The 21,567-nt window shown below is 43.7% G+C and carries 21 protein-coding genes; 14 read left to right on the top strand and 7 right to left on the bottom strand.

The window, feature by feature from the left end:
- Position 1: 1 nt before the first annotated feature.
- Positions 2 to 616 carry a dienelactone hydrolase family protein gene (locus NTX75_18470; protein MCX5818201.1) on the bottom strand — a complete coding sequence of 205 codons (615 nt, stop codon included), beginning with the start codon at positions 614 to 616 and terminating at the stop codon, positions 2 to 4.
- 50 nt (positions 617 to 666) lie between these two features.
- Between NTX75_18470 and accD the strand changes: the two genes are divergently transcribed.
- The 8 genes from accD to NTX75_18430 all read left to right on the top strand — a co-directional run bounded on the left by accD (position 667) and on the right by NTX75_18430 (position 8,717).
- Positions 667 to 1,530 (top strand): acetyl-CoA carboxylase, carboxyltransferase subunit beta, encoded by an 864-nt coding sequence (gene accD / locus NTX75_18465; GenBank protein ID MCX5818200.1) that lies wholly within the window; start codon positions 667 to 669, stop codon positions 1,528 to 1,530.
- Positions 1,527 to 2,822, top strand: a complete 1,296-nt coding sequence (locus NTX75_18460; GenBank protein MCX5818199.1) for a bifunctional folylpolyglutamate synthase/dihydrofolate synthase — start codon at positions 1,527 to 1,529, stop codon at positions 2,820 to 2,822. Before accD ends, NTX75_18460 begins: the two co-directional genes overlap by 4 nt.
- A complete protein-coding gene (gene lptD / locus NTX75_18455; GenBank protein MCX5818198.1) occupies positions 2,809 to 4,851 on the top strand; it encodes an LPS assembly protein LptD in 2,043 nt (680 codons plus the stop codon). The genes NTX75_18460 and lptD overlap by 14 nt, the downstream gene beginning before the upstream one ends.
- A gap of 19 nt (positions 4,852 to 4,870) precedes the next feature.
- Complete coding sequence (locus tag NTX75_18450; protein ID MCX5818197.1) at positions 4,871 to 5,629, top strand: sugar phosphate nucleotidyltransferase; 759 nt, start codon at positions 4,871 to 4,873, stop codon at positions 5,627 to 5,629.
- A 62-nt stretch (positions 5,630 to 5,691) separates the two neighbouring features.
- Positions 5,692 to 6,147, top strand: a complete 456-nt coding sequence (locus NTX75_18445; protein MCX5818196.1) for a dTDP-4-dehydrorhamnose 3,5-epimerase family protein — start codon at positions 5,692 to 5,694, stop codon at positions 6,145 to 6,147.
- Entirely contained in the window at positions 6,140 to 7,156 is a 1,017-nt protein-coding gene (gene rfbB, locus NTX75_18440) for a dTDP-glucose 4,6-dehydratase (protein ID MCX5818195.1), read from the top strand. The genes NTX75_18445 and rfbB overlap by 8 nt, the downstream gene beginning before the upstream one ends.
- Positions 7,153 to 7,998, top strand: coding sequence for a dTDP-4-dehydrorhamnose reductase (gene rfbD / locus NTX75_18435; protein ID MCX5818194.1), 846 nt, complete (start codon positions 7,153 to 7,155; stop codon positions 7,996 to 7,998). The genes rfbB and rfbD overlap by 4 nt, the downstream gene beginning before the upstream one ends.
- Positions 7,995 to 8,717: a UDP-2,3-diacylglucosamine diphosphatase gene (locus NTX75_18430; protein ID MCX5818193.1), complete on the top strand. Its 723-nt coding sequence runs from the start codon at positions 7,995 to 7,997 to the stop codon at positions 8,715 to 8,717. Before rfbD ends, NTX75_18430 begins: the two co-directional genes overlap by 4 nt.
- Before the next feature lie 26 nt (positions 8,718 to 8,743).
- Here the strand turns inward: NTX75_18430 and NTX75_18425 are convergent, their stop codons facing one another.
- The 4 genes from NTX75_18425 to NTX75_18410 all read right to left on the bottom strand — a co-directional run bounded on the left by NTX75_18425 (position 8,744) and on the right by NTX75_18410 (position 12,312).
- The gene (locus tag NTX75_18425; GenBank protein MCX5818192.1) at positions 8,744 to 9,946 is read right to left on the bottom strand and encodes a Xaa-Pro peptidase family protein; all 1,203 of its coding nucleotides are present in this window, start codon (positions 9,944 to 9,946) and stop codon (positions 8,744 to 8,746) included.
- Complete coding sequence (locus NTX75_18420; protein MCX5818191.1) at positions 9,921 to 11,630, bottom strand: proline--tRNA ligase; 1,710 nt, start codon at positions 11,628 to 11,630, stop codon at positions 9,921 to 9,923. The genes NTX75_18425 and NTX75_18420 overlap by 26 nt, the downstream gene beginning before the upstream one ends.
- A 276-nt stretch (positions 11,631 to 11,906) precedes the next feature.
- Entirely contained in the window at positions 11,907 to 12,119 is a 213-nt protein-coding gene (locus NTX75_18415) for a hypothetical protein (protein MCX5818190.1), read from the bottom strand.
- The gene (locus tag NTX75_18410; GenBank protein ID MCX5818189.1) at positions 12,112 to 12,312 is read right to left on the bottom strand and encodes a type II toxin-antitoxin system HicB family antitoxin; all 201 of its coding nucleotides are present in this window, start codon (positions 12,310 to 12,312) and stop codon (positions 12,112 to 12,114) included. Before NTX75_18410 ends, NTX75_18415 begins: the two co-directional genes overlap by 8 nt.
- A 994-nt stretch (positions 12,313 to 13,306) precedes the next feature.
- Here NTX75_18410 and NTX75_18405 point away from each other — a divergent pair.
- The 4 genes from NTX75_18405 to NTX75_18390 all read left to right on the top strand — a co-directional run bounded on the left by NTX75_18405 (position 13,307) and on the right by NTX75_18390 (position 16,562).
- Positions 13,307 to 14,758: a hypothetical protein gene (locus NTX75_18405; GenBank protein ID MCX5818188.1), complete on the top strand. Its 1,452-nt coding sequence runs from the start codon at positions 13,307 to 13,309 to the stop codon at positions 14,756 to 14,758.
- Positions 14,759 to 14,850: 92 nt separating this feature from the next.
- A complete protein-coding gene (locus NTX75_18400; protein MCX5818187.1) occupies positions 14,851 to 15,276 on the top strand; it encodes a hypothetical protein in 426 nt (141 codons plus the stop codon).
- A gap of 744 nt (positions 15,277 to 16,020) precedes the next feature.
- Positions 16,021 to 16,302: a type II toxin-antitoxin system Phd/YefM family antitoxin gene (locus NTX75_18395; GenBank protein MCX5818186.1), complete on the top strand. Its 282-nt coding sequence runs from the start codon at positions 16,021 to 16,023 to the stop codon at positions 16,300 to 16,302.
- Positions 16,299 to 16,562 (top strand): type II toxin-antitoxin system RelE/ParE family toxin, encoded by a 264-nt coding sequence (locus NTX75_18390; GenBank protein MCX5818185.1) that lies wholly within the window; start codon positions 16,299 to 16,301, stop codon positions 16,560 to 16,562. The genes NTX75_18395 and NTX75_18390 overlap by 4 nt, the downstream gene beginning before the upstream one ends.
- Positions 16,563 to 16,788: 226 nt before the next feature.
- Here the strand turns inward: NTX75_18390 and NTX75_18385 are convergent, their stop codons facing one another.
- Together NTX75_18385 and NTX75_18380 are read right to left on the bottom strand one after the other, a co-directional pair.
- Positions 16,789 to 19,053 (bottom strand): DNA internalization-related competence protein ComEC/Rec2, encoded by a 2,265-nt coding sequence (locus NTX75_18385; GenBank protein ID MCX5818184.1) that lies wholly within the window; start codon positions 19,051 to 19,053, stop codon positions 16,789 to 16,791.
- Positions 19,044 to 19,793 carry a histone deacetylase family protein gene (locus NTX75_18380; protein ID MCX5818183.1) on the bottom strand — a complete coding sequence of 250 codons (750 nt, stop codon included), beginning with the start codon at positions 19,791 to 19,793 and terminating at the stop codon, positions 19,044 to 19,046. The genes NTX75_18385 and NTX75_18380 overlap by 10 nt, the downstream gene beginning before the upstream one ends.
- Before the next feature lie 93 nt (positions 19,794 to 19,886).
- Between NTX75_18380 and NTX75_18375 the strand changes: the two genes are divergently transcribed.
- Entirely contained in the window at positions 19,887 to 20,654 is a 768-nt protein-coding gene (locus NTX75_18375; protein ID MCX5818182.1) for an AAA family ATPase, read from the top strand.
- A complete protein-coding gene (locus tag NTX75_18370) occupies positions 20,654 to 21,466 on the top strand; it encodes a ParB/RepB/Spo0J family partition protein (protein MCX5818181.1) in 813 nt (270 codons plus the stop codon). Before NTX75_18375 ends, NTX75_18370 begins: the two co-directional genes overlap by 1 nt.
- The last annotated feature ends 101 nt before the right edge of the window (positions 21,467 to 21,567 follow it).

Raw genomic sequence — 21,567 nt, 5'->3', positions numbered from 1 at the left:
ATCATAACTGGACGTTTTCTTTGATGAATTCTATTATTTCCTGTTCTTTTCTCCCATAAAAGTGGTCGGTGGAAATGATTTTCAGGTATTTCTCGACTACAGGGAACTCCTTATAAAACTTTAACAGGGCATCCACAGGAGAGATGTCATCATGCTCGCCACCGACAAAATATATCTTTTTATTGAATTGCTTCAATTCGGTCGTTTCGTAGAATGCAAAAGGATACGCTACAAGGAACATAGCAGCAATATTGTTAACCTTTACGGCTGCCTTGCTGCATATCCACGCGCCGAAGGAATAGCCGGCAAGCACGATACAGGCATTGTCATCAAGCCGGGCTTTTAAGAAATCCCATGAGGCAATGAGATCACTCACCTCTCCCTCCCCCTCATCATAAAAACCCCCGCTCATCCCGACACCCCTGAAGTTAAATCTCAGCGTGGTAAACCCCTTTGATGAAAACCCCTCTTCGATTGCGTCTACAACATTATTGTGCATACTTCCGCCGTAAAGCGGATGAGGGTGGCAAATAACAACACCGGCCTCTTTCCGGTTTTTTTTCAAAACGCCTTCAATTACATAGGCGGATTGTATGGAAACCCTTTCTATTGACATGATATACTTATTTTGGTAGTTTTCTATCCAAATTTCAAGAGAGAAATAGCATGTCACTGTTCAGAAAAAAAGAAAAAGAGATAAAACCGCACAAAGAGATAGATATCCAGAAAGAGATAAAGAATGCTGGCAAAGAAGAATCCCTCTGGATAAAATGCAGTTCCTGCCAGGAGCTTCTATACAAAAAAGAGGTGGAAAGGAACCAGCACGTTTGCCTGAAATGCTTATACCATTTCCCTATCACTGTTGAAAACAGGATCACCCTGACCTTTGACAAGGGCACCTTTTCCGAGCTCTTCAATAATATTGAACCCGTTGATTTTCTGAAATTCAAGGATACGAAATCCTATAAAACCCGGCTCGAAGAAACACAGGAATTATTGAAAAAGAAAGATGCCATGATATGCGGAAGAGGCAAGATAAACGGGATTGAGGTGGTGGCTGCAATATTTGATTTCTCCTTTATGGGCGGCAGTCTTGGTTCAGTAGTGGGAGAAAAAATCACAAGAACACTTGAAGAAGGCGCAAGCACAAAAACGCCTGTCATTGTTTTCTGCTCATCAGGCGGCGCGCGTATGCAGGAAGGTATTATATCCCTCATGCAAATGTCCAAGGTATCAGGCGCAATCTACCGGTTAAAATCGCTTGGCATTCCCTACCTGACAGTGCTCACAGACCCCACACTGGGTGGCGTAACGGCGAGCATGGCCATGCTGGGGGATATTATCATCGCTGAGCCCAAAGCAATGATTGGTTTTGCAGGCCCGAGGGTTATAAAAGAAACTATAAAAGAAGAGCTTCCTCCAGGATTCCAGAGGGCTGAATTTTTACTGGATCATGGAATGATCGACATGATTTCACCGAGGAAAGAGCTGAAACAGCGCCTGCACCAGATATTATCCCTGATAACATGAAGGAATACAACGATACCCTGAGGTATCTTTATAACCTCGAAAAATTCGGTATCGTCTTCGGCCTCGAAAATATAACGTGGATTCTCAATCTCATAGATAATCCCCACAAGACACTTAAGGCTGTTCATATCGGAGGGACAAACGGCAAGGGTTCCGTTGCATCCATGCTTTCGTATATTTTAAAAGAAGGCGGATATTGTGTTGGTAAATATACATCTCCGCACCTTATGTCCTTCACCGAGAGAATCACCATTAATGAAGAGGAGATTACGGAAGAAGAAATTGTAGAATTAACTGCATTTATCCGAGAGAAGATCGAAAGAAAAGACAGCAACCGGTTCTTTACCTTTTTTGACTTTACCACCGCCCTTGCCTTTGAATATTTTTATCGAAAGAATATTGATATAGCCCTGATTGAAGTCGGCCTCGGGGGGAGGCTCGACTCAACAAATGTCGTAGAACCTCTCGCAAGCATTATAACAAATGTGGGGCTTGACCATACAGAATACCTTGGTAATAATATTACGGACATAGCGCGGGAAAAGGCTGGTATAATAAAAGACAGGGTGCCGGTCATCACCGGTGCAAAAGACATTGCCAGAATGGTTGTTGAGGAAGTAGCAGAACATCATAACGGTTCCGTCTATGAACTCGGCAGAGACTTCCGCTACGAGAAGAAGAGAGACCAGGTAATGGCCTATCAGGGCTTAAGCAAGCATTTCGAGGATATTTTTATTAATCTTCAGGGAGACCATCAATGTATAAATGCAGCTATGGCATTATGTACAACTGAGGTCATCTCGCCGCTTGGTTTTCATGTGAACGATGAATCCATTTACCGGGGTATGTCACGTGTTCAATGGCATGGAAGGCTTGAAGTCGTTAGAGAAAAACCGATGATTATTTTGGATGGGGCACATAATCTGGGCGGAATGCACGTATTGTCTGAATTTTTCAGGACTCACCACACAGAAAAAAAGAAAATATTGGTTTTTGGTGTTATGAAGGATAAAGAATACAAAAAGATGCTCGAAGAGATTGTCCCACTCATGGACTTGATTATAATTACAAAACCGGATATGGAAAGGGCGCTTTCCCCCGACGCATTGAAACCATTAATACCGTTGAGTAAGTTAAGTCAGGTCAACCACTCAACTGTATTCTATACGCAAGATGTAAAAAGCGCGTTAGAAAGAGCAAAAAATGTTGCAGGCGACAATGACTTGATTTTAATCACCGGTTCGTTATACACAATAGGTGAGGCAAGGCAGATAATCCATGAAATATTTTAGCATAGCCTTTTTTTTAATCACTATTCTTCTGTCGCCATTTACCACTCATGCTAAAATGTTGGACTATAAATCCTCCCTCTCAAACCAGATAGACATATCAGCACGTTTTTTAGAACATAAAAAAGAACAAAATATATACATCGCCAAAGGGGACGTGGACGTCAAGGAAGGAACAAGGATTTTAAATGCCGATTCTGTCATATTCGACGACAATGCCAAAGAAATCTTTGCGGAAGGAAATGTCGTCCTTCAGGACGGAGAAGACATTATAGAATGCGAAAAACTCCAGCTGAATCTCATTACTAAAATGGGATCCATTGAAAAAGGGAAAATATTCATTAAAAAGGGCGGATTCCAGATTGCGGGTGAGCATATCAACAAGGTCGGGGAATCACAATACAAAATCAAAAACGGCGAGATAACCACATGTGAAGGTGAAAGACCGGCTTGGAAGTTTCTGGCAAGCGACGTAGATGTAACCCTTGCGGGATATGCACAAACAAAAGGGGTAAAGTTCCAGATACTGAACACCACTGTTTTTTACCTCCCCTGGGGGATGTTCCCTGTTAAAACAGAAAGGGAGTCAGGATTCCTTATGCCGGGGTTTGCACTTTCAAGCAGGAATGGCATGATGATTAATACCTCCTATTTCTGGGCAATCTCTAAAGATAAAGACGTTACTTTCTATCTTGATTATTTCGGAGACAGGGGCATTAAGCCGGGGGCTGAGTTCCGGTATGCCCTTTCGGAAGATTTTAAAGGAACTTTCTATTCATCAATTATCAGCGACAGGGCATATGACAACACCCGTTACCAGATAAAGTCCAAGCATGAACAGGTCATGATGAAGGATTTAACTTTCAAAATAAATGCCAATTATATCTCAGATATTAATTATCTTGTAGACTTTGGAAAAACAGCGGCCGAGAGGAGCGAAAATCTCATAAAATCGACAGCATACCTTGAAAAACCCCTTCCGAAATCACTCCTCACCTTTGAAGCGTCATACTTCAAAAATTTAGTCCAAAAGAATAACGACTATGTATTTCAATATCTCCCCTCCATTTCCTTCTTTACAGAGTATATGCCTATTTTGAAAGAGAGGTTTTATACAGACATCTTTGCAGGCCTTACAAATTTCAACAGGGCTGAAGGTGCAAACTATACACGATTAAGTTTCGAACCAAGGTTGAGGATGCCTCTTTCCTGGAATGGAATCAATTTCCTCATTAATGGCACCCTCTATGAAACAGGCTATGGGATTTCAAAATCCGATACCATGAGCAACCAGACAAACATTCGCCAAACAGCCAAGGTAGAAGGAGATGCAAATGTACAGTTCCTGAAAAACTATTATACCGATATCCTCAAGATTGGCGAAATGCAGAGCGTTATAAAACCCAGGTTGTCATATACATTCATCCCGAACACATCATTCAGCGGTATCCCTAACATCGACCCTTATGACAGGATGTACAATACAAATACCATTACCTATTCTCTGAACCATTATCTCAATTCAATGTCTGATCAAAAATCCAGAGAATTGTCCCTCCTTGAGATAGAACAGACATACGGACTCTCGGGCAACTTAGAACCTTCAACGCTGTACGATGGATACGGGAACAGGGTTTCCGATATCAGGGCCAGATTTACGTTGTATCCTGTAGATAATTTCATGTATAGCAACCAAACTACTATCAACACAAGCGGTGATGGCCTTGCCATTATGAGAAATACTTTGAGTCATAAATATCCTGGTATTTACTGGTTAAACCTCTCTCATTATTATACCAGCGATTTAAGCAATGAACTTTTTTCTGATGTGGGAGGATTTTATAAATCTTTTGAAGGGAAATATCAGATACGGTATTCCTTTAAAGACACTACAGTGCTTGATACGCTCTATCAACTCACTTATCGCCCTAAATGCTGGGCCGTCACGTTTGCCCTGATTCAGTCAACGAGGCCGAATGATACAACCTTCCGGCTTTCCTTGGATCTTGCAGGTATCACAAACATGCAGTGATTTAATTAAGGAGGTTTCTATGAAAGGAATAATATTGGCTGGAGGACTGGGGACAAGATTGCATCCTCTTACAAAGATAACAAACAAACACCTGTTGCCGATATACGATAAACCCATGGTGTATTATCCCATCCAGACACTGGTAAACGCCGGGATAACAGATATCATGATAGTGACCGGGGGCAATTATGCAGGCGATTTCCTGAGGCTGCTGGGGAACGGGAAGGAGTTCGGGCTCACACACATTCATTACGCATATCAGGAGGGAGAAGGGGGAATAGCAGACGCCCTGTCCATGGCAGGGTGGTTCGCTGAAGGTGAAAAAATATGTGTTGTTCTGGGTGACAATATTATTGAAAATAATATTGTGAAAGCGGTAAGGGACTTCGAAAAACAGGATAAAGGCGCAAAAATCCTCCTCAAGGAGGTGCCTGATCCTGAAAGATTTGGTGTAGCTGAAATCAGCGACGGGGAACTTATAAGCATCGTGGAAAAACCGAGGGCGCCAAAAAGCAACCTTGCTGTTATCGGCATATATTTATATGACGGCAGGGTATTCGATTTTATCAAAACCATTAAACCATCTGATCGCGGTGAACTTGAAATTACTGATGTGAATAATGCGTATCTGGAAAACGGGACAATGACGTGGGAGATGCTCCGCGGCTGGTGGACCGATGCCGGTACATTTGAATCATTATTACGTGCCAACATACTGGTATCGCAAACGGGAGCGAATAACATCGATAACGTAGAGCGGGCAGCGTTCAGCGGATAGATGTAAGGGCGGTTCGCGAACCGCCCCTGCTCTATGCTCCATACTATAAGAAGGAGGTTTTCATGATTAAGGATGTCATATACAAACAGTTAAAGTTTGTCCCCGACGAAAGGGGAAGATTAATGGAGATTTTACGGGATGATGACGAAATCTTTACCAAATTTGGTCAGGTCTATTTAACAACAACCTACCCTGGTGTAGTCAAGGCTTGGCATTACCATAGGATACAGGATGATCTCATCTGCTGCGTCAAAGGAATGTTGAAACTCGTCCTTTATGACGACAGGGAAGATTCACCCACAAAAGGCGATGTGAATGAATTCTTTATCGGAGAATACAATCCGGCCGTTGTGAGGGTTCCAAAGATGATCTACCACGGATGGAAATGCATCAGTGATGAAGAAGCCCTGATCCTCAATGCCCCCACTGAGACCTACAAGCGGCAGCAGCCTGACGAATACAGGAAGGAGGCCCATACAAAGGACATACCCTACAAATGGGAGAGGAAGGATGGATAATACGCATATCCTGGTTACAGGGGGCTGTGGTTTCATCGGGAGTAATTTTGTAAGGTATATGCTGTCAAAATATCCTTACAGCATAATAAATCTCGACAAGCTTACCTATGCGGGCAACCTTGAAAACTTAAAAGATATTGAAAACGACAGGAGGTATTCCTTTATAAAGGGAGATATTATTGACAGGCATCTTCTGGAAAATATTTTTGATACCTCAAAGATTGATACTATTATCAATTTTGCGGCGGAGTCGCATGTTGACAGAAGTATCATGAACCCCGATGAATTCATACAGACAAACATTAACGGCACATTCAATCTCCTGGAAATTGCAAAGAAAAAGGGCATTAAACGGTTTGTTCAGATATCAACGGACGAAGTTTACGGTTCCCTGGGAAAAGAAGGTAAATTCACCGAGTATACGCCCATTTCTCCAAACAGCCCCTACTCGGCATCCAAGGCTTCAGCAGATATGCTCGCAATGGCATATTTTAAAACGTTCGGGACGCCTGTCGTTATCACAAGGTGCTCCAACAACTACGGGCCATACCAGTTCCCTGAAAAGCTGATACCTCTCATAATCACAAATGCCCTTGCGGACATTGCATTGCCTGTGTACGGTGACGGCATGAATATCCGTGACTGGATTCACGTATTAGACCACTGCGAGGCAATTGATACCGTACTCCACAAAGGAGTGGAAGGCGAGGTTTACAATATCGGCGGAGAAAACGAAAGGGCCAATATCGAGATTGTAAAACTTATCCTTGATATCCTCGGCAAGCCTCATTCGCTTATACAATACGTAACAGACAGGCTCGGCCATGACAGAAGGTATGCCATAGACTCCACAAAAGTGAAAAACGAATTGGGTTACAAGACAAGATTTGACTTTGGAAAAGGAATGGAAGATACGGTAAAGTGGTATATCGATAACAAAGAATGGTGGCAGAGAATCAGGAGTGGTGAGTACATAACATATTACGAGAGGATGTATAAAAACAGATGAAGATTATAATAACCGGCGGCAAAGGCATGTTGGCAAGCAATCTTTTACCGACTTTCAGTCGTTACCATGAAATGATTACCGTGGATATTGACGAATGGGACATCACAAACAAGGAAAAGGGCGAGACCTTCATCGAGGAGCATAAACCGGATGTCATTATTAATCTCGCCGCCATCACCAACGTAGATGGCTGTGAGGATATCCCCGAGATTGCACAGAAAGTAAACGGCGATGCCGCGGGAATTATTGCTGAACTCTGCGAAAAATACCGGGTTAAGCTTGTCCATTTCAGCACAGATTATGTTTTTGACGGCACCAGGGACTCCCCTTACAATGAGGAGGATATCCCGAACCCACAGTCGGTATACGGGGGATCAAAGCTTTCAGCCGAGATGCAGATCAGGAGAAATAATCCTTCGGCCCTCATTATGCGTGCAGAATGGCTTTATGGAGGCGCCCTGGGTGGCGGCGATTTTATCACCAAGATTACAAGAGTTGCCAGGGAAAAAGGACGCGTTGAAGTCGTCAACGATCAGAAAGGTACCCCCACCTATGCGAAGGATGTCGGTGAACCCCTGAGGGCGCTTATAGAAAACAACAGGTCCGGTATTTATCACATATCAAACAGCGGTTCTACCACATGGTACGGGTTTACAAAAGAGATTTTTACCCTGTTGAGCATAGATATTCCGCTCAATCCAACAACATCGGGTACATACAAAACCAAGGCAAAACGTCCGGTAAATTCTGTCTATGACATTTCCAAACTTCAGAGAGATACGGGCATTACCATGAGGTCATGGCAGGAAGCCCTGCGTGAATATCTGCATTTGCAAAAATGAAAGCTGTCTTCTTCTCCGATGCCCATCTCGATAAAAATGACATTCAAAAAATAGGATTTGTCGAGAAATTCATAGATGATGTGTGCCACGATGCAGACATGGTCTTCGTACTGGGAGATCTATTCGAATTTTATCATGGCTATGACGGATACATATTTCCCTGGTACAAAAGTATCGTAGACTCTCTTAAAAACCTGGTTAAAAAGGGAAAAACGGTGTATTTCATTGAAGGCAATCATGAGTTCCACATGGGGAATTTCTTTAAAAATTATACAGGCATACGATGTACTCATAGTGTTGTTATGGATATCGAAGGGAAAAAAACCTACATAGCACATGGTTACGAAATCAGCAAGTTTTACCTCACGAAATTCCTTAAAACACCCTTTGTAAGTAAAGTAATGGATACCCTTGGCCCGGACATTACATGGTCAATCGCCACTATGGCAAGGGTCTTTCTATCCAGCAGAAAGAAGTCTTATAATAATAAAGCAATTGACCTTTTCAGAAAATATGCATTAAAAAAATTTGATGAAGGGTACGATGTGCTCATATTGGGACATTCACATATGCTTGATGCATTTGAACGCCAATCAGGTGATATAACACAACAATATTTTAACACCGGTGACATCATCCGGTATTGTTCATATGTTGAATATAGCAGCGCCTCCGGATTTGAATTAAAAAAGTATGTTCCCCACCCCTCGACCCCTTGAACCCTTGACCCCTTGAACCCTTTCCTTTACACATATACGATGTCCATGGAAGTATCCGTTACCCTCTCCAGCCGGCCCTTCCGCACAATGAAATCCACTTCAATGCCTATTGCACCCTCTCCTGGTATTATAAACTTTGGTTCAAAGGCAAAGACCATACCCTCTTTTAACATTATGTTGTGTCTCGGGGTTATGACGGGAAGTTCGTTTATCTCAAGTCCCAGCCCATGTCCTATGAAGCCAACCTTTCCCTCGCCATGACCCATGAAATAATCTTCAAATCCTTCCTTTTTCGCTCTCTGCAATGCCCTCATAAATATCTCCGTTCCAGCGACACCCTCTTTTCCAAATGTCATGGCGTCCTCGATGATGTCTGCCGCCACAGCATGTCCCTTTCTGAAAATCTCTTTCATGTCTCCCACAGCAAATGCCCTTGTTTCATCCGTAATATAACCGTTATACCCGCCGCCGTAATCAACGAGAACAGGAACTCCTCTCCCGATTCTGTTGATTGAAGCGCCCTGACCAATAGCAGGTGTAATGCCTACGCCTGATATGGGCACATCAGCCCCTGAAGATATTGTGGCAGAGTATCCATGGGTTACATAGCAGCTCATCATTTCCTGATTCATGCCCCTCATCCGCAAAAGACCCTGATGCCCCATCCTTCTCCCTTCTGCGAGAAGGGCTGCATCAATATCGATCTCCCTTACACCTTCCCTGATGACTTCCTTTGCCTTTTTAAAAACATGGCCGATAATCTCGCCTGATCTTTTTATCTGTTCTAATTCAAAGGGGCTTTTTATCAGCCTTACATCTTTAATTAACCGGGAAATATCAGTTATATTGTCGTAGCCGAGAATATTCTTCCACCGCTCAAAAACCGTTACAGGAACAACATCAAGTTCCATACCTCCCCTGCCCTTTAAAACCTTCATATCCGCAAGGATATCCTTAACGTCTTTGTCCCTTTTTATAGGTGTTATCTTGAGAGATGTCTCAACAACTGCCCTGTTTAAGTTTTTCAGCACAAAAAAAACCGGTTCCCCGTCAAGAGGAACAACAAGGATAGCATTCTGTAAAGAACCGGTAAAATAGAATAAATCCACATTCTGAATGATGACCGCAAAGGAGAACCCGTGCTCTGCCATCCTTTTTTTAAACTCTATGATCCTGTTCTCTATCTCTTCTTTGGGTGTGAACTCACATAGATTTAGACTCTTCAACATAGCTTACGACCCTCCCGATGATGTCTTCCTTCTTTATCTTTTGAGATTCTTTCTCATTCCTTACCTTTAATTCAACATACCCTTCTTTTAAATTTCTTTCGCCTATGGTTACCCTTAAGGGTATACCAATAAGGTCACAGTCTTTAAATTTGACCCCCGGACGCTCATCCCTGTCGTCCATCACAACATCAATGTTTTTACCCATTAAAGCCTTATATACGTTATCAGCCAGTTCCATGCTTTCAGCGTGAGTATTGTTCACAGGCAGCACATTTACCTCAAAAGGCGCTATAGCGATAGGGAGCACAATCCCGTTTTCGTCATAACCCTGTTCTATTGCGGCAGCGACAGTCCTGCCTACACCTATGCCGTAACAGCCCATGACCATATGCCTTTCCTTGCCGTCTTTATCAAGAAATGTGGCGTTCATGGCCTCGCTGTACTTCAGGCCAAGCTTAAAAATATGGCCCACCTCTATCCCTCTTGTGGATAATAGTGTTCCTTTGCATTTCGGACAGAGATCCCCATCCTTCACCACCTTCAGGGCATAAAAACCCTCAACCTTAAAATCATCGACATTAACATCAACGACATGAACATCCTCTTCGTTCCCGCCTATAACAAAGTCTTCCATGGATTGTACATCACTGTCTGCATAAAGAGGAATTTTGAGACCGATAGGCCCGGAAAAACCAAGCGGGCCACCCGTAACCTCTTCTATGATACAGGGATCTGCGAGTTCGAGATAATCGAGGGATAAGAGGTTTACCAGTTTTGTTTCGTTTATCTCCCTGTCTCCCTTTACGAGTACACCGATAGTGCCTTTATCCGTCCTGTAGATCATTGTCTTGAGGAGCTTGTCGGGCATTACCTGTAAAAAAGAAGCGACCTCTTCCACCTTTCTCTGCCCGGGTGTTTCTACGCGCCTGTAATTGCCATTCCTGACCCGCTTTTCCCTGCCGACAAAACCTGCTTCGGCCTTTTCCAGATTTGCCGCATAGCCGCATGTATCGCACGAAATAATAGTATCTTCTCCGGTATCGGCAAGGACCATGAATTCATGGGAAAAACTTCCGCCAATCTGCCCTGTATCTGCCTCTACTGGTTTGAATCGCAACCCGCAGCGCGTAAATATGTTTACATAGGCATCATACATATCCATGTAACTCCTCTCAGCGCCTGTCTCGTCCATATCGAAGCTGTAAGCGTCTTTCATGGAAAATTCCCTGCCCCTCATGACCCCGAACCTCGGTCTGATCTCGTCCCTGAACTTCGTCTGGATCTGATAGAGGTTAAGTGGCAATTCCTTATATGACCTTACCTCCCTCCTCACCAGGTCGGTAACAACCTCTTCATGGGTAGGGGCAAGGCACAATTCCCTGTCGTTCCTGTCAATAAATCTCAGGAGCTCCTTACCGTATTTTTCCCACCTTTTGCTCTCCACCCACAATTCTTTAGGCTGAACAACAGGCATGAGGATTTCCTGTGCACATTTTTTGTTCATCTCTTCCCTTATAATCTGTTCCACTTTCCTTAATGATTTAAGTCCCATGGGCAACCACGTATAGATCCCTGATGCAAGCCTCCTGATATACCCGGCCCTGAGCATCAGTTTATGGCTTGCAACCTCCGCTTCTTTCGGAACCTCTTTCATTGTGGGAATGAACATTTTTGAAAATAGCATTTATTCCTCCTGCAAATATAGCTGATGGTTCATGGCTGACAGCTAAGAGCTGATAGCTGAATCAGTGAGAAATTACTTCATAACAGGGAGATTATCAAGGGATTTGTTAGAATTGAGAATCTGTTTGATTGGTTTGATTGGTCTTATTGGTTAAACCCTCTGCTCTACCAAGGCACAGAAAGTCCGCAGATCATCAAGGAGTATCAAGGTCAGGTTTTGTGTATGTTCCAGCTCTATTGACAGAGTGATACGTGTAAAAGGTATTTTTTTAGATAACTACAAAAGTTTTTTGAATTCATCAATCGTAAATCCGGCATCTTTCACGATACCAGCCATTGTAAGGGCATTGATAGGGTTTGCTCTCGGAATTGTGATGATGCGTTCACCATTAGTCATTGTAATATGTTTGCCTTCCCGTGCAGCCCAGAAGCCTGCTTTTTTAAAAGCTTTAACAGCCCGTTGATGATTTATTCCTGATAATTTAGGCATTTGCAATTTCTACATATCGTGATTCTTTGTCTTTGGTTAATTCTTCCACTGTTTCTAAATAAGCCTGTATAGCGTCCTTAATATTTTCCATGGCTTCTACCTCTGTTTTTCCCTGAGACCAACAACCTGGAAGTCCAGGAACCCATATGGAATAACCCTCGTCTGTCTTTTGTAGATTCACCTTGTATTTCATTATATCACCTCCAACACATATCCAATATCTTACTCCTTATCAATGTTTGATACAAGTCTTGTATTTCCCCAAAATCTGCCAACAGATTCTCATCAGAAAGTTTCAAAAGTAATAGCACTCTATGTAAGGACTGTATTGATTTTCCAGAGATTTCAGAAGTTGCTAACACAGTGTTAGCAACTTCCTCTGGCAGGTCTCCGGGTACAGCTTACCGGGTCACTCATTAGAGTATAACCGGAAACCAGACACTCTATCGGAAGCAGCGGTGTCCACATTGGACACCGCTATAGAAATCTCTGGAAAGGCTTATGCATCTTTGTTCCGCACGATTTCAATTTTAAAACTACCTTCTGAGATTCAGGCAGTAATCCGGCAAGAAAAACTCCTTTTGGAGTCAATGCAACGATTACAACAACGTGCCTATTGTCTCTTCCTGGCCGGGAAAAGTTATTGAAATAATGAAGGACGTCCCCACCATTTTTCTATTTCCGGCAAAAGTCCGGATAATATTGCAGCCATTTTTTGTACATCCCGTGCAAGCTGTTTTGAATGGCCCTGTTCCGTAAATGTTCTTCAAATTTGGTCTGTAGAGCAGAAGGGATAGCAAGCATGGGGAATCCTCCGATTTCTATATAATCTTAAAATTGACATGATATACGGAAAGATAAAACAAATTGTTGCAAATAGTTTATCAAGAGATTATACATTATTATATCAACGATTTAAGTTGTCACTGAGAGGTCGGTAAGACCATAATTTGTATGGACAACAGAGCATTGTTATTGCATAGAGCCACGAAAGAATAATTGATTTGTGGAATTAGTCAGAAACTATAGAATAACTTGTTCTCCCGGCGCTTCGCGCCGCGAGAATCGGGGCAGTTAAGCCGTCAACTCCTTCCCGTAGCTCCGCTTCGGGAGAACAAGGAGTTGAAGACCGATGCCCCTTCGGGGCACGGCTTAACTGCCCCGATTATCTATCATAGGGACAAGGAATGATAAATCACCCGTTCAGTAAAATGTTGACCTCGCTTCTTGGTTCAGAAGATGGCGAACTACATTTTGCATTCCTGTTATCACATACCCTGACAAATGACCAGGCGCCCACACTGGAGAACACAAAGGCTTTGAATACCAAAGACAGTGCATTCAAGAAAGCATATCTTTGCGAGCATTTCTCCAAAATCGAAGAGGTTCTCAAAATCGTATCCATCATCATTGATTCTAAAGACAAGAGCCTCCTATTTCCATATATGAGACAGTACATGAAGCTGACGGGTAAGCGTTTTTCCTTCTGGACTTACCTACCAAACAAGCAGTCTTTTCTTTCTCACCCAGCCGCTTTTGGAAATGATGATTTCTCTCTGTCTATAATAGACCCGTTTAGAGGCAACCAGCCCCTTTTGTTGAACAACGAAACGGTAACAGCAGATAAGTGGGACATATCCTACCAAGTACAGATTATTCTGGATTCTCAGATTCTGAACTACGTTGATTGGTACATTAGCGATCCGGGCAAGCTGCCCGGAGATCGTCTCGTGTACGTAAGAAGATTGCTTCAATACCTGGCTACAAACAAGTATTTCTATTCCCCATTCTTCTACTATTTCGAATCAATGAGCAAGGGTAGCAACGAATCTCAACTTAGGCGTACATTCGAACTCATTGCACGAATGCATTGTATGGATACAGAGGCGATGTTGCGTGATGGCTCCTTCTGCTTTGATGATCGACGATTTTCTGAGCTAAGGTCAGCATTCAACGCAACTACCTTCGATGATCTTGTCGATTCCGAAATGACTTCCGCACGAGAATTCTCAGGCATCATGAGCGAACAAATTAAGCTGATCGATATAATCTACTGCATCATTATTAAGACCGTTCTCATCGAAAAATCTCAGCCGCGCCTTTCTTTGCGGCAGAAGTTCGATATGATCCAGGAATTCCTGGAGAATGTGATACAAGCTCGGTTTAGCTACGAAATTGTGGCTGCGTTCTGTTACTTCGCCGGGAAACTTCAGAACTTCTTTAGAGTTCAGACAACGATGAGACATGACAAAGCAAAACAAATCTTGCGATCCTGCGCTTGGGACCTGCTGTTACTCAGACAGCCAGATTTCTTCCTGGCCTTCGGTAGTCCGGAACATACGGTCATCAGCAGCATATGTAGCAACGATAGGGCACTGAGAGACATAGCAGGGATCTACCGATTGGCCAGCTTGCTCAGGTTTATTGACGATGACGTGATCTTGCCCATGCACAAGCTGGACGAAACCTACATGACACAGTTGGTAGGTAGCGACGAATTTTCTCGAACAACTGATACCCTCGGTCTCGAAGAGAGAATATCCCTGTTTGGAAAGAACAAGGAGAAGAAGATTTCGGTGGAGTCTGTAGCAAGCCTGAAACATGACTTGGAGGGTGATCTTTCACGGATAACCTGCTAAAGACCATAGATAACCACTGCATGGAGCGGATCGGCGAAAAAGGGTGCTTCGCCTCCCGCTCATGCTTGTGTTAGTGGCCCAAGGATTTCGTAATGACAGAGACTACTTTTCAAATAACAGCCGATCATCATCGATGGGCTAAATCTGCGGCGCGAAAGTATGGGCATGGCAAATCATACTGGTTGGAGCTCATTGCACGGCAACAAGGTCGTTGCATCTTTTCAGGTGTTAAACTGCTGTTCGATGCCTTATCAGGAACTGCTCTTGCTGGTGGACATGGGGTACATCCAATTTATGCTGCCGTTGACCACTGCTCTCCAGGCTGTGATGATCTGGGTCATCAAATTGTTTCATATGATCTCAATGATCTTAAAGGCCATCTACCTCCAGATTGTTTTAAGGACCTATGCTCCACTCCCTCTTGGCGGGAACTGATGAATAAATGGCGTGAACAAGCGGAACAAAACACTGAGAACCGCGAAGCATTTCGTGCAATACGTAGGGGAAAGAGCATCTAACCATGGCATGCACACGGACGCGCTGACGCGCGCCGGTGATGCCAGTCGTTCTCCCGGCGCTTCGCGCCGCGAGAATCGGGGCAGTTAAGCCGTCAACTCCTTCCCGTCGCTCCGCTTCTGTAGGTGTTACTCTTCACACCCTCATATATAACAGTCTTGCACCCTCATATGATCTTTATTGACGACTTATGCTTTTCCTCTTGATACTCTTGATAATAGACTCTTTACATGGATACGCCGTAGAAGGTGTGGAAATGTGATAAAGCCGGAGGTTTTTCCATATTTCCACACCTTCATGAAATAGAAATGCCTTGACATATATCGCGTCTTCCATATAGCATAAAAAATATGGTACATGACTGGCAGGATGTATTGTTATTGGTCATGCAGCCCTCTGTACTGAACTGAGCAATAATGGGAGGTTCTATAGTACTGGATTAAACCGATCCTGTAAAAATTGCCTGGAGACGATCAAGAAACAGCGAGACAATCCTGCTAAGCTCAATATGGTAATCTCGAATATCTAAGGTTTGTCATATTGCCAGTCTTGAAGGTTAAGTGATTGTTAGATTTGAGGGCGGATTGATTGTTCCTTACAGCTTCGGGAGAACAAGGAGTTGAAGACCGATGCCCCTTCGGGGCACGGCTTAACTGCCCCGATTACCCGTGAAATAATTGAGACCGAACTCTTGACGATATAATCATTTAGTGGTACTATTAGAAATGTCATAGGAGGTACAACCAATGCCAAATGCACCAAGAATCATACCGATTTCAGATCTCAGGCAAAACGCCAGCGATGTGGTTAGAGGCGTTTCGTCGTCCAGGGAACCTGTCTTCATAACTCAGCGTGGGCGAGCGGCTGCAGTTATGGTCAGCATGCATGTTTATGAGGAGTCTCAACACGAGCTTGACATATTGCGGTTACTCGCTCGTGGTGAAAAAGAGATCGAGACGGGTACCGGCTATGAACTTGAAGATGTTCTGAAAGAGGCCGACCGCTTTCTTGAGAGTTCAAAACCTTGAAAGTTCTTTTCACCCCTACGGGCCGCCGCCAGTTTCTTGAAGCAATTGCTTATATTTACCGGGATAACCCTTCGGCGGCAGTAGATTTTCGCAAAAAGGCTGAGAAGAATCTCTCTCGCTTGTTCTCAGACCTCCCTTTTCGCGAGGTAATTGTGAGACCATATCGGTTTTTCTATAAAGTCAAAGATGAGACTGTATGGATCATTGCCGTATGGCATAGTGCTCAATTGCCTGAAGAACCTGAAAATAAAGGCGGGTAACAAAACGCTGGAACGTTGTCACTCCCTCTGCAGTCACACCTTTGGTGTGAGCAGGGTCGTGCCACCGCTCAGCTCCCCGTTAATTATCACGTACACACATCAGATTATTGCCGAGCCAGGGCTCAGCAACACAAGGTGAAACATGTGGAACTATGACTTCTCATCCAGCATCCCCGCTTAACTATTCACTATTCACTTTTCACTATTCACTGCCTTGGGATTGCCACTATTTAAACGTCTTATAAGTAATCCTGCCTCCATCCGAGCATACCTGTATGAAACCATTGTCCTGTGTAGAGAGGACAGGGATGGAAAGTTCTTTGTAGCGGTCCAACGCCTCTTTGCCCGGCAGCCCCTTAATCCCGGCGCCTACACTCATAACGGCAAGGTCAGGCTTGACAGCCCGCAGGAATGCCGCACTACTTGAGTTTTTACTCCCGTGGTGGGGTATTTTCAGAATGTTGGCCTTGAGAGACATATGCGACATTATTAACATTGCTTCTATACCGGATTCGATGTCGCCTGTCGTCAAAAAGGCGGTATCTTTGTAAATAAATTTTAATACGAGGGACGATGTATTGGGATTTTCAGCAGGGTAACCGGACGGAGGGTGCATGACCTGTATGTTCATATTGTCTCTCAGGGTAAACACATCGCCCTGTTTCCACAGTTGTAATGCTATCCCTTTCTCCCTAATTATTTTTAAGACCTTGGAGAACTGTGCATCGTTCACCGAGTATCCGCTTGTGGCAAATGTATTAACATGAAAGGTGTTCAGAATGGAGGGGAGTCCTCCGATATGGTCTCCGTGCGGATGGGTATTAATGACATAATCAAGTGTCAGAATCTTTTTTGACAAAAGGATGGGTGTTATTATTGTTTTGCCAATATCGAAATTCCCCCGGTAGTCACTTCCCCCGTCAATGAGAATTCTGATACCCTTCGGCGCTTCAATAAGAATCGCTTCGCCCAGGCCGACATCAATCAAATCAAAACAGAGCCTGTTATTAAATCTTTTTTCGCAGGCAAAAACAACACTGACAATGACGAGCGGAATTACTGCAAAGTACAGGAAACTCCTTACCAATTTCCTGTTTATATATATGATGCAGAGGATGAGCGCATAAAAAAGAAGGGCTTCAAAAAGGTCGGGCCGGACGATTGGAAAGATATATCCCACATTGATATGATCAAGAACAGCTACATTGATATTTATCATCTCTCCGGCAAGCCGCAGCAGATATTCTCCATGGGGTATTATTATGCCGACAATACTCATAGGAGTAGCAACCATGCACATAACCGGTATGGAAATAAGGTTATGGAACATGCATACGGGGTTTACTCCATAGAAATGGTATATGACGATCGGGAGTGTACCGACCGTAGCCGCAGAAGTTGTCAATATTGATGACAGAAACCATCTAACCCCTTTCCAGCTTGATTTGAGAAGTGGATAGATCTTTTCCATAATGATTATAATGAAGAAAAGGCTTAAAAATGAAAGCTGGAAGGACGGCATAAACAGGGAATGAGGATATAGAAGAAGGATTATAAGCGCACTGAACGCTATGGTATTTTTAATTTCCCTTTCCCTCTCAAAAAAGACGGATAGCATGAAGACCGTTATCATGATAGTGGATCTGATGATGGACACACCGCCGCCGGCAATGAGCATATAGATAAACGCAAAGGGGATTGCTGGGAGTGATGCATATTTTTTATCCTTTCCGGAAAGCCTCAGGACATAGAATCTCCCCAGCAGCCATCTCACAAGGATAAAGAAAAAACCGGTTATGATAGCTATCTGCAGCCCCGATATCGCAAGGATATGGGTGGTGCCTGTCTTTAGAAAGAGTGTCTTTGTATCATCATCGAGTGATGCGGTATCGCCGATGGTAAGCGCCTTTATGATTCCCTGTTGCTTTGCGCCCGATTTCTCTATTTTTTTCAGTATTGCATTTCTCGCTTGCTGGATAATGTTTCTGCCTGGTTTCACGGAAAGTGCCGTGCCTTTTATCTCATAATGTGTTCCTTCGAGACGTTTCAACCATTTCCATGATGTTATGTACGGGTTTTTAAATGTTGGCGAGAGCTCTTTTATCTGTCCATAAATACGCACTGAGTCGCTTATACCAAGATTGTCATCTGTCCTGAAAACCGCCTTTACGCCCTTCAATGGCAGCGGTGATAATAGCCCGATAGTCTTGATTTGCCGGGATGATTCCACGACAGTGCCCACAAAGATTGAGGGTTCTTCGTTTGTGATGTCGGGCTGTTTGCTGGAAAGCACTATCCCTATCCTTATCATGCCTGCAAGGACAAAACAGATAAGGATCAGAACCATGGCAAATCTTCGTTTTTTTGAAAGGACAAAGGGTATTACCGATGCAATTGCAAAAAGGGAAACAACAAGAGGGACTAAAGTAACGGCATATATGGTCTGGAGATACATACCGGCAATAAAAGATAAAACAGCAGTTATGAACAATGTTCCTGCATGCCTTCGAGAAACGAGCGGGCGTTTATCCCCAGGTCGGGAATATAATAACCACCCTCAAGGATAGCAAAGGTATGAGGATTGCCGGATATGAGCATGCCGGCGATCTCTTTGTAATCCCTGGTAAAAAGGAGCGATCCCCAATCCCTGATATATGTGTCAAACCCTGCGGAGCACCCCACAATATCAAACGATGAGGCATCCTGCAGCGCTTCTGCAAATTGACTGAAAAAATCTTCCCGCGTGGAGGCATCGATATTCCGAAAGGTAATGCGTTTATCTTCCTTCACAATGTCATATGTCCCGTTTCCGTAGTGGAGGTCTATGTCAACAATCAGCGCATCACTTATGAACCCCCTGGAAAAAAGATTCATGAGGGCTATCGTCATGTTGTTAAAAAAACAGAAGCCACCGTTGAAATTATATCCGGCATGGTGGCCCGGCGGCCTGATGAGCGCAAAGGAAGGCCTTTCCAGCGCAATTTCAGCGGCCCTGATCGCCCCGCCTGCAGCAAGTCTTGCCGTCTCGTAGACGACTTTATCCTTCATAACGAGTTTAATGATTGTTTCGCTGTGGCACAGTAAAAGATCGGATACTTCACAGGATTCCGGCTCTATAAATTCTGCAATATTTTTAATTTCAGAAAAGATGGATGAAATCCTGTCGGAGTTTTCGCAATCCACCGTCATGTAGTCTGTAAGGAATTTTTCACTGTAGAGCGTTGGTATCATGAACACTTTTTACCAATATTATTCGTCTAAAGTCAACATCTAACACATTGTAGTTTTTCGTCTTTTCAATGTTATCTATTTTGTGATAAGGTAATGAACGTCATGATCGTATCTATTGCCAATCAAAAAGGGGGTGTCGGGAAAACCACGACAGCGGTAAACCTGTCTGCTTCCATCGCAGTATCGGAAAAAAAGACGCTCATCGTCGATATGGACCCTCAATGCAATACAACAACCAGTTTCGGCATATCGTACAGCGGTCTATATGCACACCTGTACCATGTACTTATCGGCAGAAAGGATATCAAGGAAGTCATCAGAAGGACTGACATCCCTTTTTTAGATATAGTCCCTTCCCACCCTGATCTTATCGGAGCAGAGGTTGAGCTTCTTGATATGGAAGAGAGGGAGTTTGTATTGAAAAAGGCCTTTGAGAGGCTGCAGGATACATATTCATACATTTTGATTGATTGTCCTCCTTCCCTTGGGCTCTTGACGATCAATTCGCTTGTGGCATCTGACTTTGTTATGATACCGCTGCAGTGTGAATATTTTGCCCTCGAGGGGCTTGCATTGCTGCTGAGATCAATCACGATTATCAAAAAAAGGTTAAACCCGAAACTCGACACGCTCGGTGTGCTCCTTACCATGTTTGACAAACGGAATAACCTTTCATTCAGGGTCATGGACGAAGCGAAGGGCTACTTTAACGACAGTGTTTTTAAAACAGTGATTCCGAGGAATGTAAAGCTGAGTGAGGCGCCGAGCTATGGAAAGCCTGCCCTGCTTTATGATATATGTTCCAAGGGGGCGGAAAGCTATCTCGAACTCGCATCAGAGATACTCGATAAGGGGGTTTGATGTTAAAAAAAGACCCGTTAGGTAAAGGTCTGTCTGCAATACTGAATGATGCTGTGGAAAAGGGAACGAGTAAACTCATCCCTGTGGCGGACATTGCCCCTAACCCGACCCAGCCGAGGTTTGCAATAAAAGAGGATGCACTTGTGGAACTTGCTGCGTCCATCAGGGAGAAGGGGGTCCTTCAGCCTCTTCTCTTAAGGAGGGAGGGGAAAGGGTATGAGATTATTGCCGGAGAGCGGAGATTCCGTGCGTCGATTATGGCAGGGCTCAAAGAAGTTCCCGCAATCATCAAGGATGTTGATGAAAAAGAGGCTATTGAGATTGCCCTCATTGAGAACCTTCAGAGGGAGGATTTAAACCCCGTTGAGATAGCCTCGGTATATGAGAGGTTTATTGATGATTTCGGGTATACCCAGGAGGAACTTGCAAAGAAGATCGGCATTGACAGGACCACTATTTCTAATTTTATAAGGCTTTTAAAACTTCCCGAGTGGATAAAGAATCTCATAAGGGAAGGTAAATTGACCCAGGGGCATGCCAGGGTGCTCATTACCCTCAAAAACGAAAACGAACAGGGGAAATTTGTTGAGAGGATTTTGAAAGAAAATATCTCCGTGAGGGAGTTAGAGCGTGCAGTTAAAAAGAAATCAGCCGGCAGACATTCACCTTTTATCCATGTTGAAGAGATATTAAGAGAGACTCTGGGCACAAAAGTAAACATCACCTTCAAACAGAAGAAAGGCAAAATCATCATCGAATTCTATTCCAAAGAAGACCTTGAAAGAATTGCAGAACTGATTGCAAATGATTGAGCATTGGTAATGTCAAAAAAAACATGAAAAACTTTTTTGCCGCAGACAAGATCGGACAAAAGCCGGACGGTATTTTATATCGGCTGCCGACCTGGCACCCG

The organism is Pseudomonadota bacterium (genome assembly GCA_026388315.1).
In the GTDB taxonomy this organism is placed as follows: domain Bacteria; phylum Desulfobacterota; class Syntrophorhabdia; order Syntrophorhabdales; family Syntrophorhabdaceae; genus MWEV01.
This window is presented reverse-complemented; position numbering and strand designations above follow the sequence as displayed.

What these genes read in the sequence shown, in the direction of transcription:
- rfbB (MCX5818195.1), top strand. Translation starts at nt 6,140, where the DNA reads ATGGATAATACGCATATCCTGGTTACAGGGGGCTGTGGTTTCATCGGG.
- accD (MCX5818200.1), top strand. Translation starts at nt 667, where the DNA reads ATGTCACTGTTCAGAAAAAAAGAAAAAGAGATAAAACCGCACAAAGAG.
- NTX75_18425 (MCX5818192.1), bottom strand. Translation starts at nt 9,946, where the DNA reads ATGTTGAAGAGTCTAAATCTATGTGAGTTCACACCCAAAGAAGAGATA.
- NTX75_18405 (MCX5818188.1), top strand. Translation starts at nt 13,307, where the DNA reads ATGATAAATCACCCGTTCAGTAAAATGTTGACCTCGCTTCTTGGTTCA.
- NTX75_18460 (MCX5818199.1), top strand. Translation starts at nt 1,527, where the DNA reads ATGAAGGAATACAACGATACCCTGAGGTATCTTTATAACCTCGAAAAA.
- NTX75_18470 (MCX5818201.1), bottom strand. Translation starts at nt 616, where the DNA reads ATGTCAATAGAAAGGGTTTCCATACAATCCGCCTATGTAATTGAAGGC.
- NTX75_18410 (MCX5818189.1), bottom strand. Translation starts at nt 12,312, where the DNA reads ATGAAATACAAGGTGAATCTACAAAAGACAGACGAGGGTTATTCCATA.
- NTX75_18375 (MCX5818182.1), top strand. Translation starts at nt 19,887, where the DNA reads ATGAACGTCATGATCGTATCTATTGCCAATCAAAAAGGGGGTGTCGGG.
- NTX75_18400 (MCX5818187.1), top strand. Translation starts at nt 14,851, where the DNA reads ATGACAGAGACTACTTTTCAAATAACAGCCGATCATCATCGATGGGCT.
- NTX75_18415 (MCX5818190.1), bottom strand. Translation starts at nt 12,119, where the DNA reads ATGCCTAAATTATCAGGAATAAATCATCAACGGGCTGTTAAAGCTTTT.
- NTX75_18395 (MCX5818186.1), top strand. Translation starts at nt 16,021, where the DNA reads ATGCCAAATGCACCAAGAATCATACCGATTTCAGATCTCAGGCAAAAC.
- rfbD (MCX5818194.1), top strand. Translation starts at nt 7,153, where the DNA reads ATGAAGATTATAATAACCGGCGGCAAAGGCATGTTGGCAAGCAATCTT.
- NTX75_18450 (MCX5818197.1), top strand. Translation starts at nt 4,871, where the DNA reads ATGAAAGGAATAATATTGGCTGGAGGACTGGGGACAAGATTGCATCCT.
- NTX75_18380 (MCX5818183.1), bottom strand. Translation starts at nt 19,793, where the DNA reads ATGATACCAACGCTCTACAGTGAAAAATTCCTTACAGACTACATGACG.
- NTX75_18420 (MCX5818191.1), bottom strand. Translation starts at nt 11,630, where the DNA reads ATGCTATTTTCAAAAATGTTCATTCCCACAATGAAAGAGGTTCCGAAA.
- NTX75_18430 (MCX5818193.1), top strand. Translation starts at nt 7,995, where the DNA reads ATGAAAGCTGTCTTCTTCTCCGATGCCCATCTCGATAAAAATGACATT.
- NTX75_18445 (MCX5818196.1), top strand. Translation starts at nt 5,692, where the DNA reads ATGATTAAGGATGTCATATACAAACAGTTAAAGTTTGTCCCCGACGAA.
- NTX75_18370 (MCX5818181.1), top strand. Translation starts at nt 20,654, where the DNA reads ATGTTAAAAAAAGACCCGTTAGGTAAAGGTCTGTCTGCAATACTGAAT.
- lptD (MCX5818198.1), top strand. Translation starts at nt 2,809, where the DNA reads ATGAAATATTTTAGCATAGCCTTTTTTTTAATCACTATTCTTCTGTCG.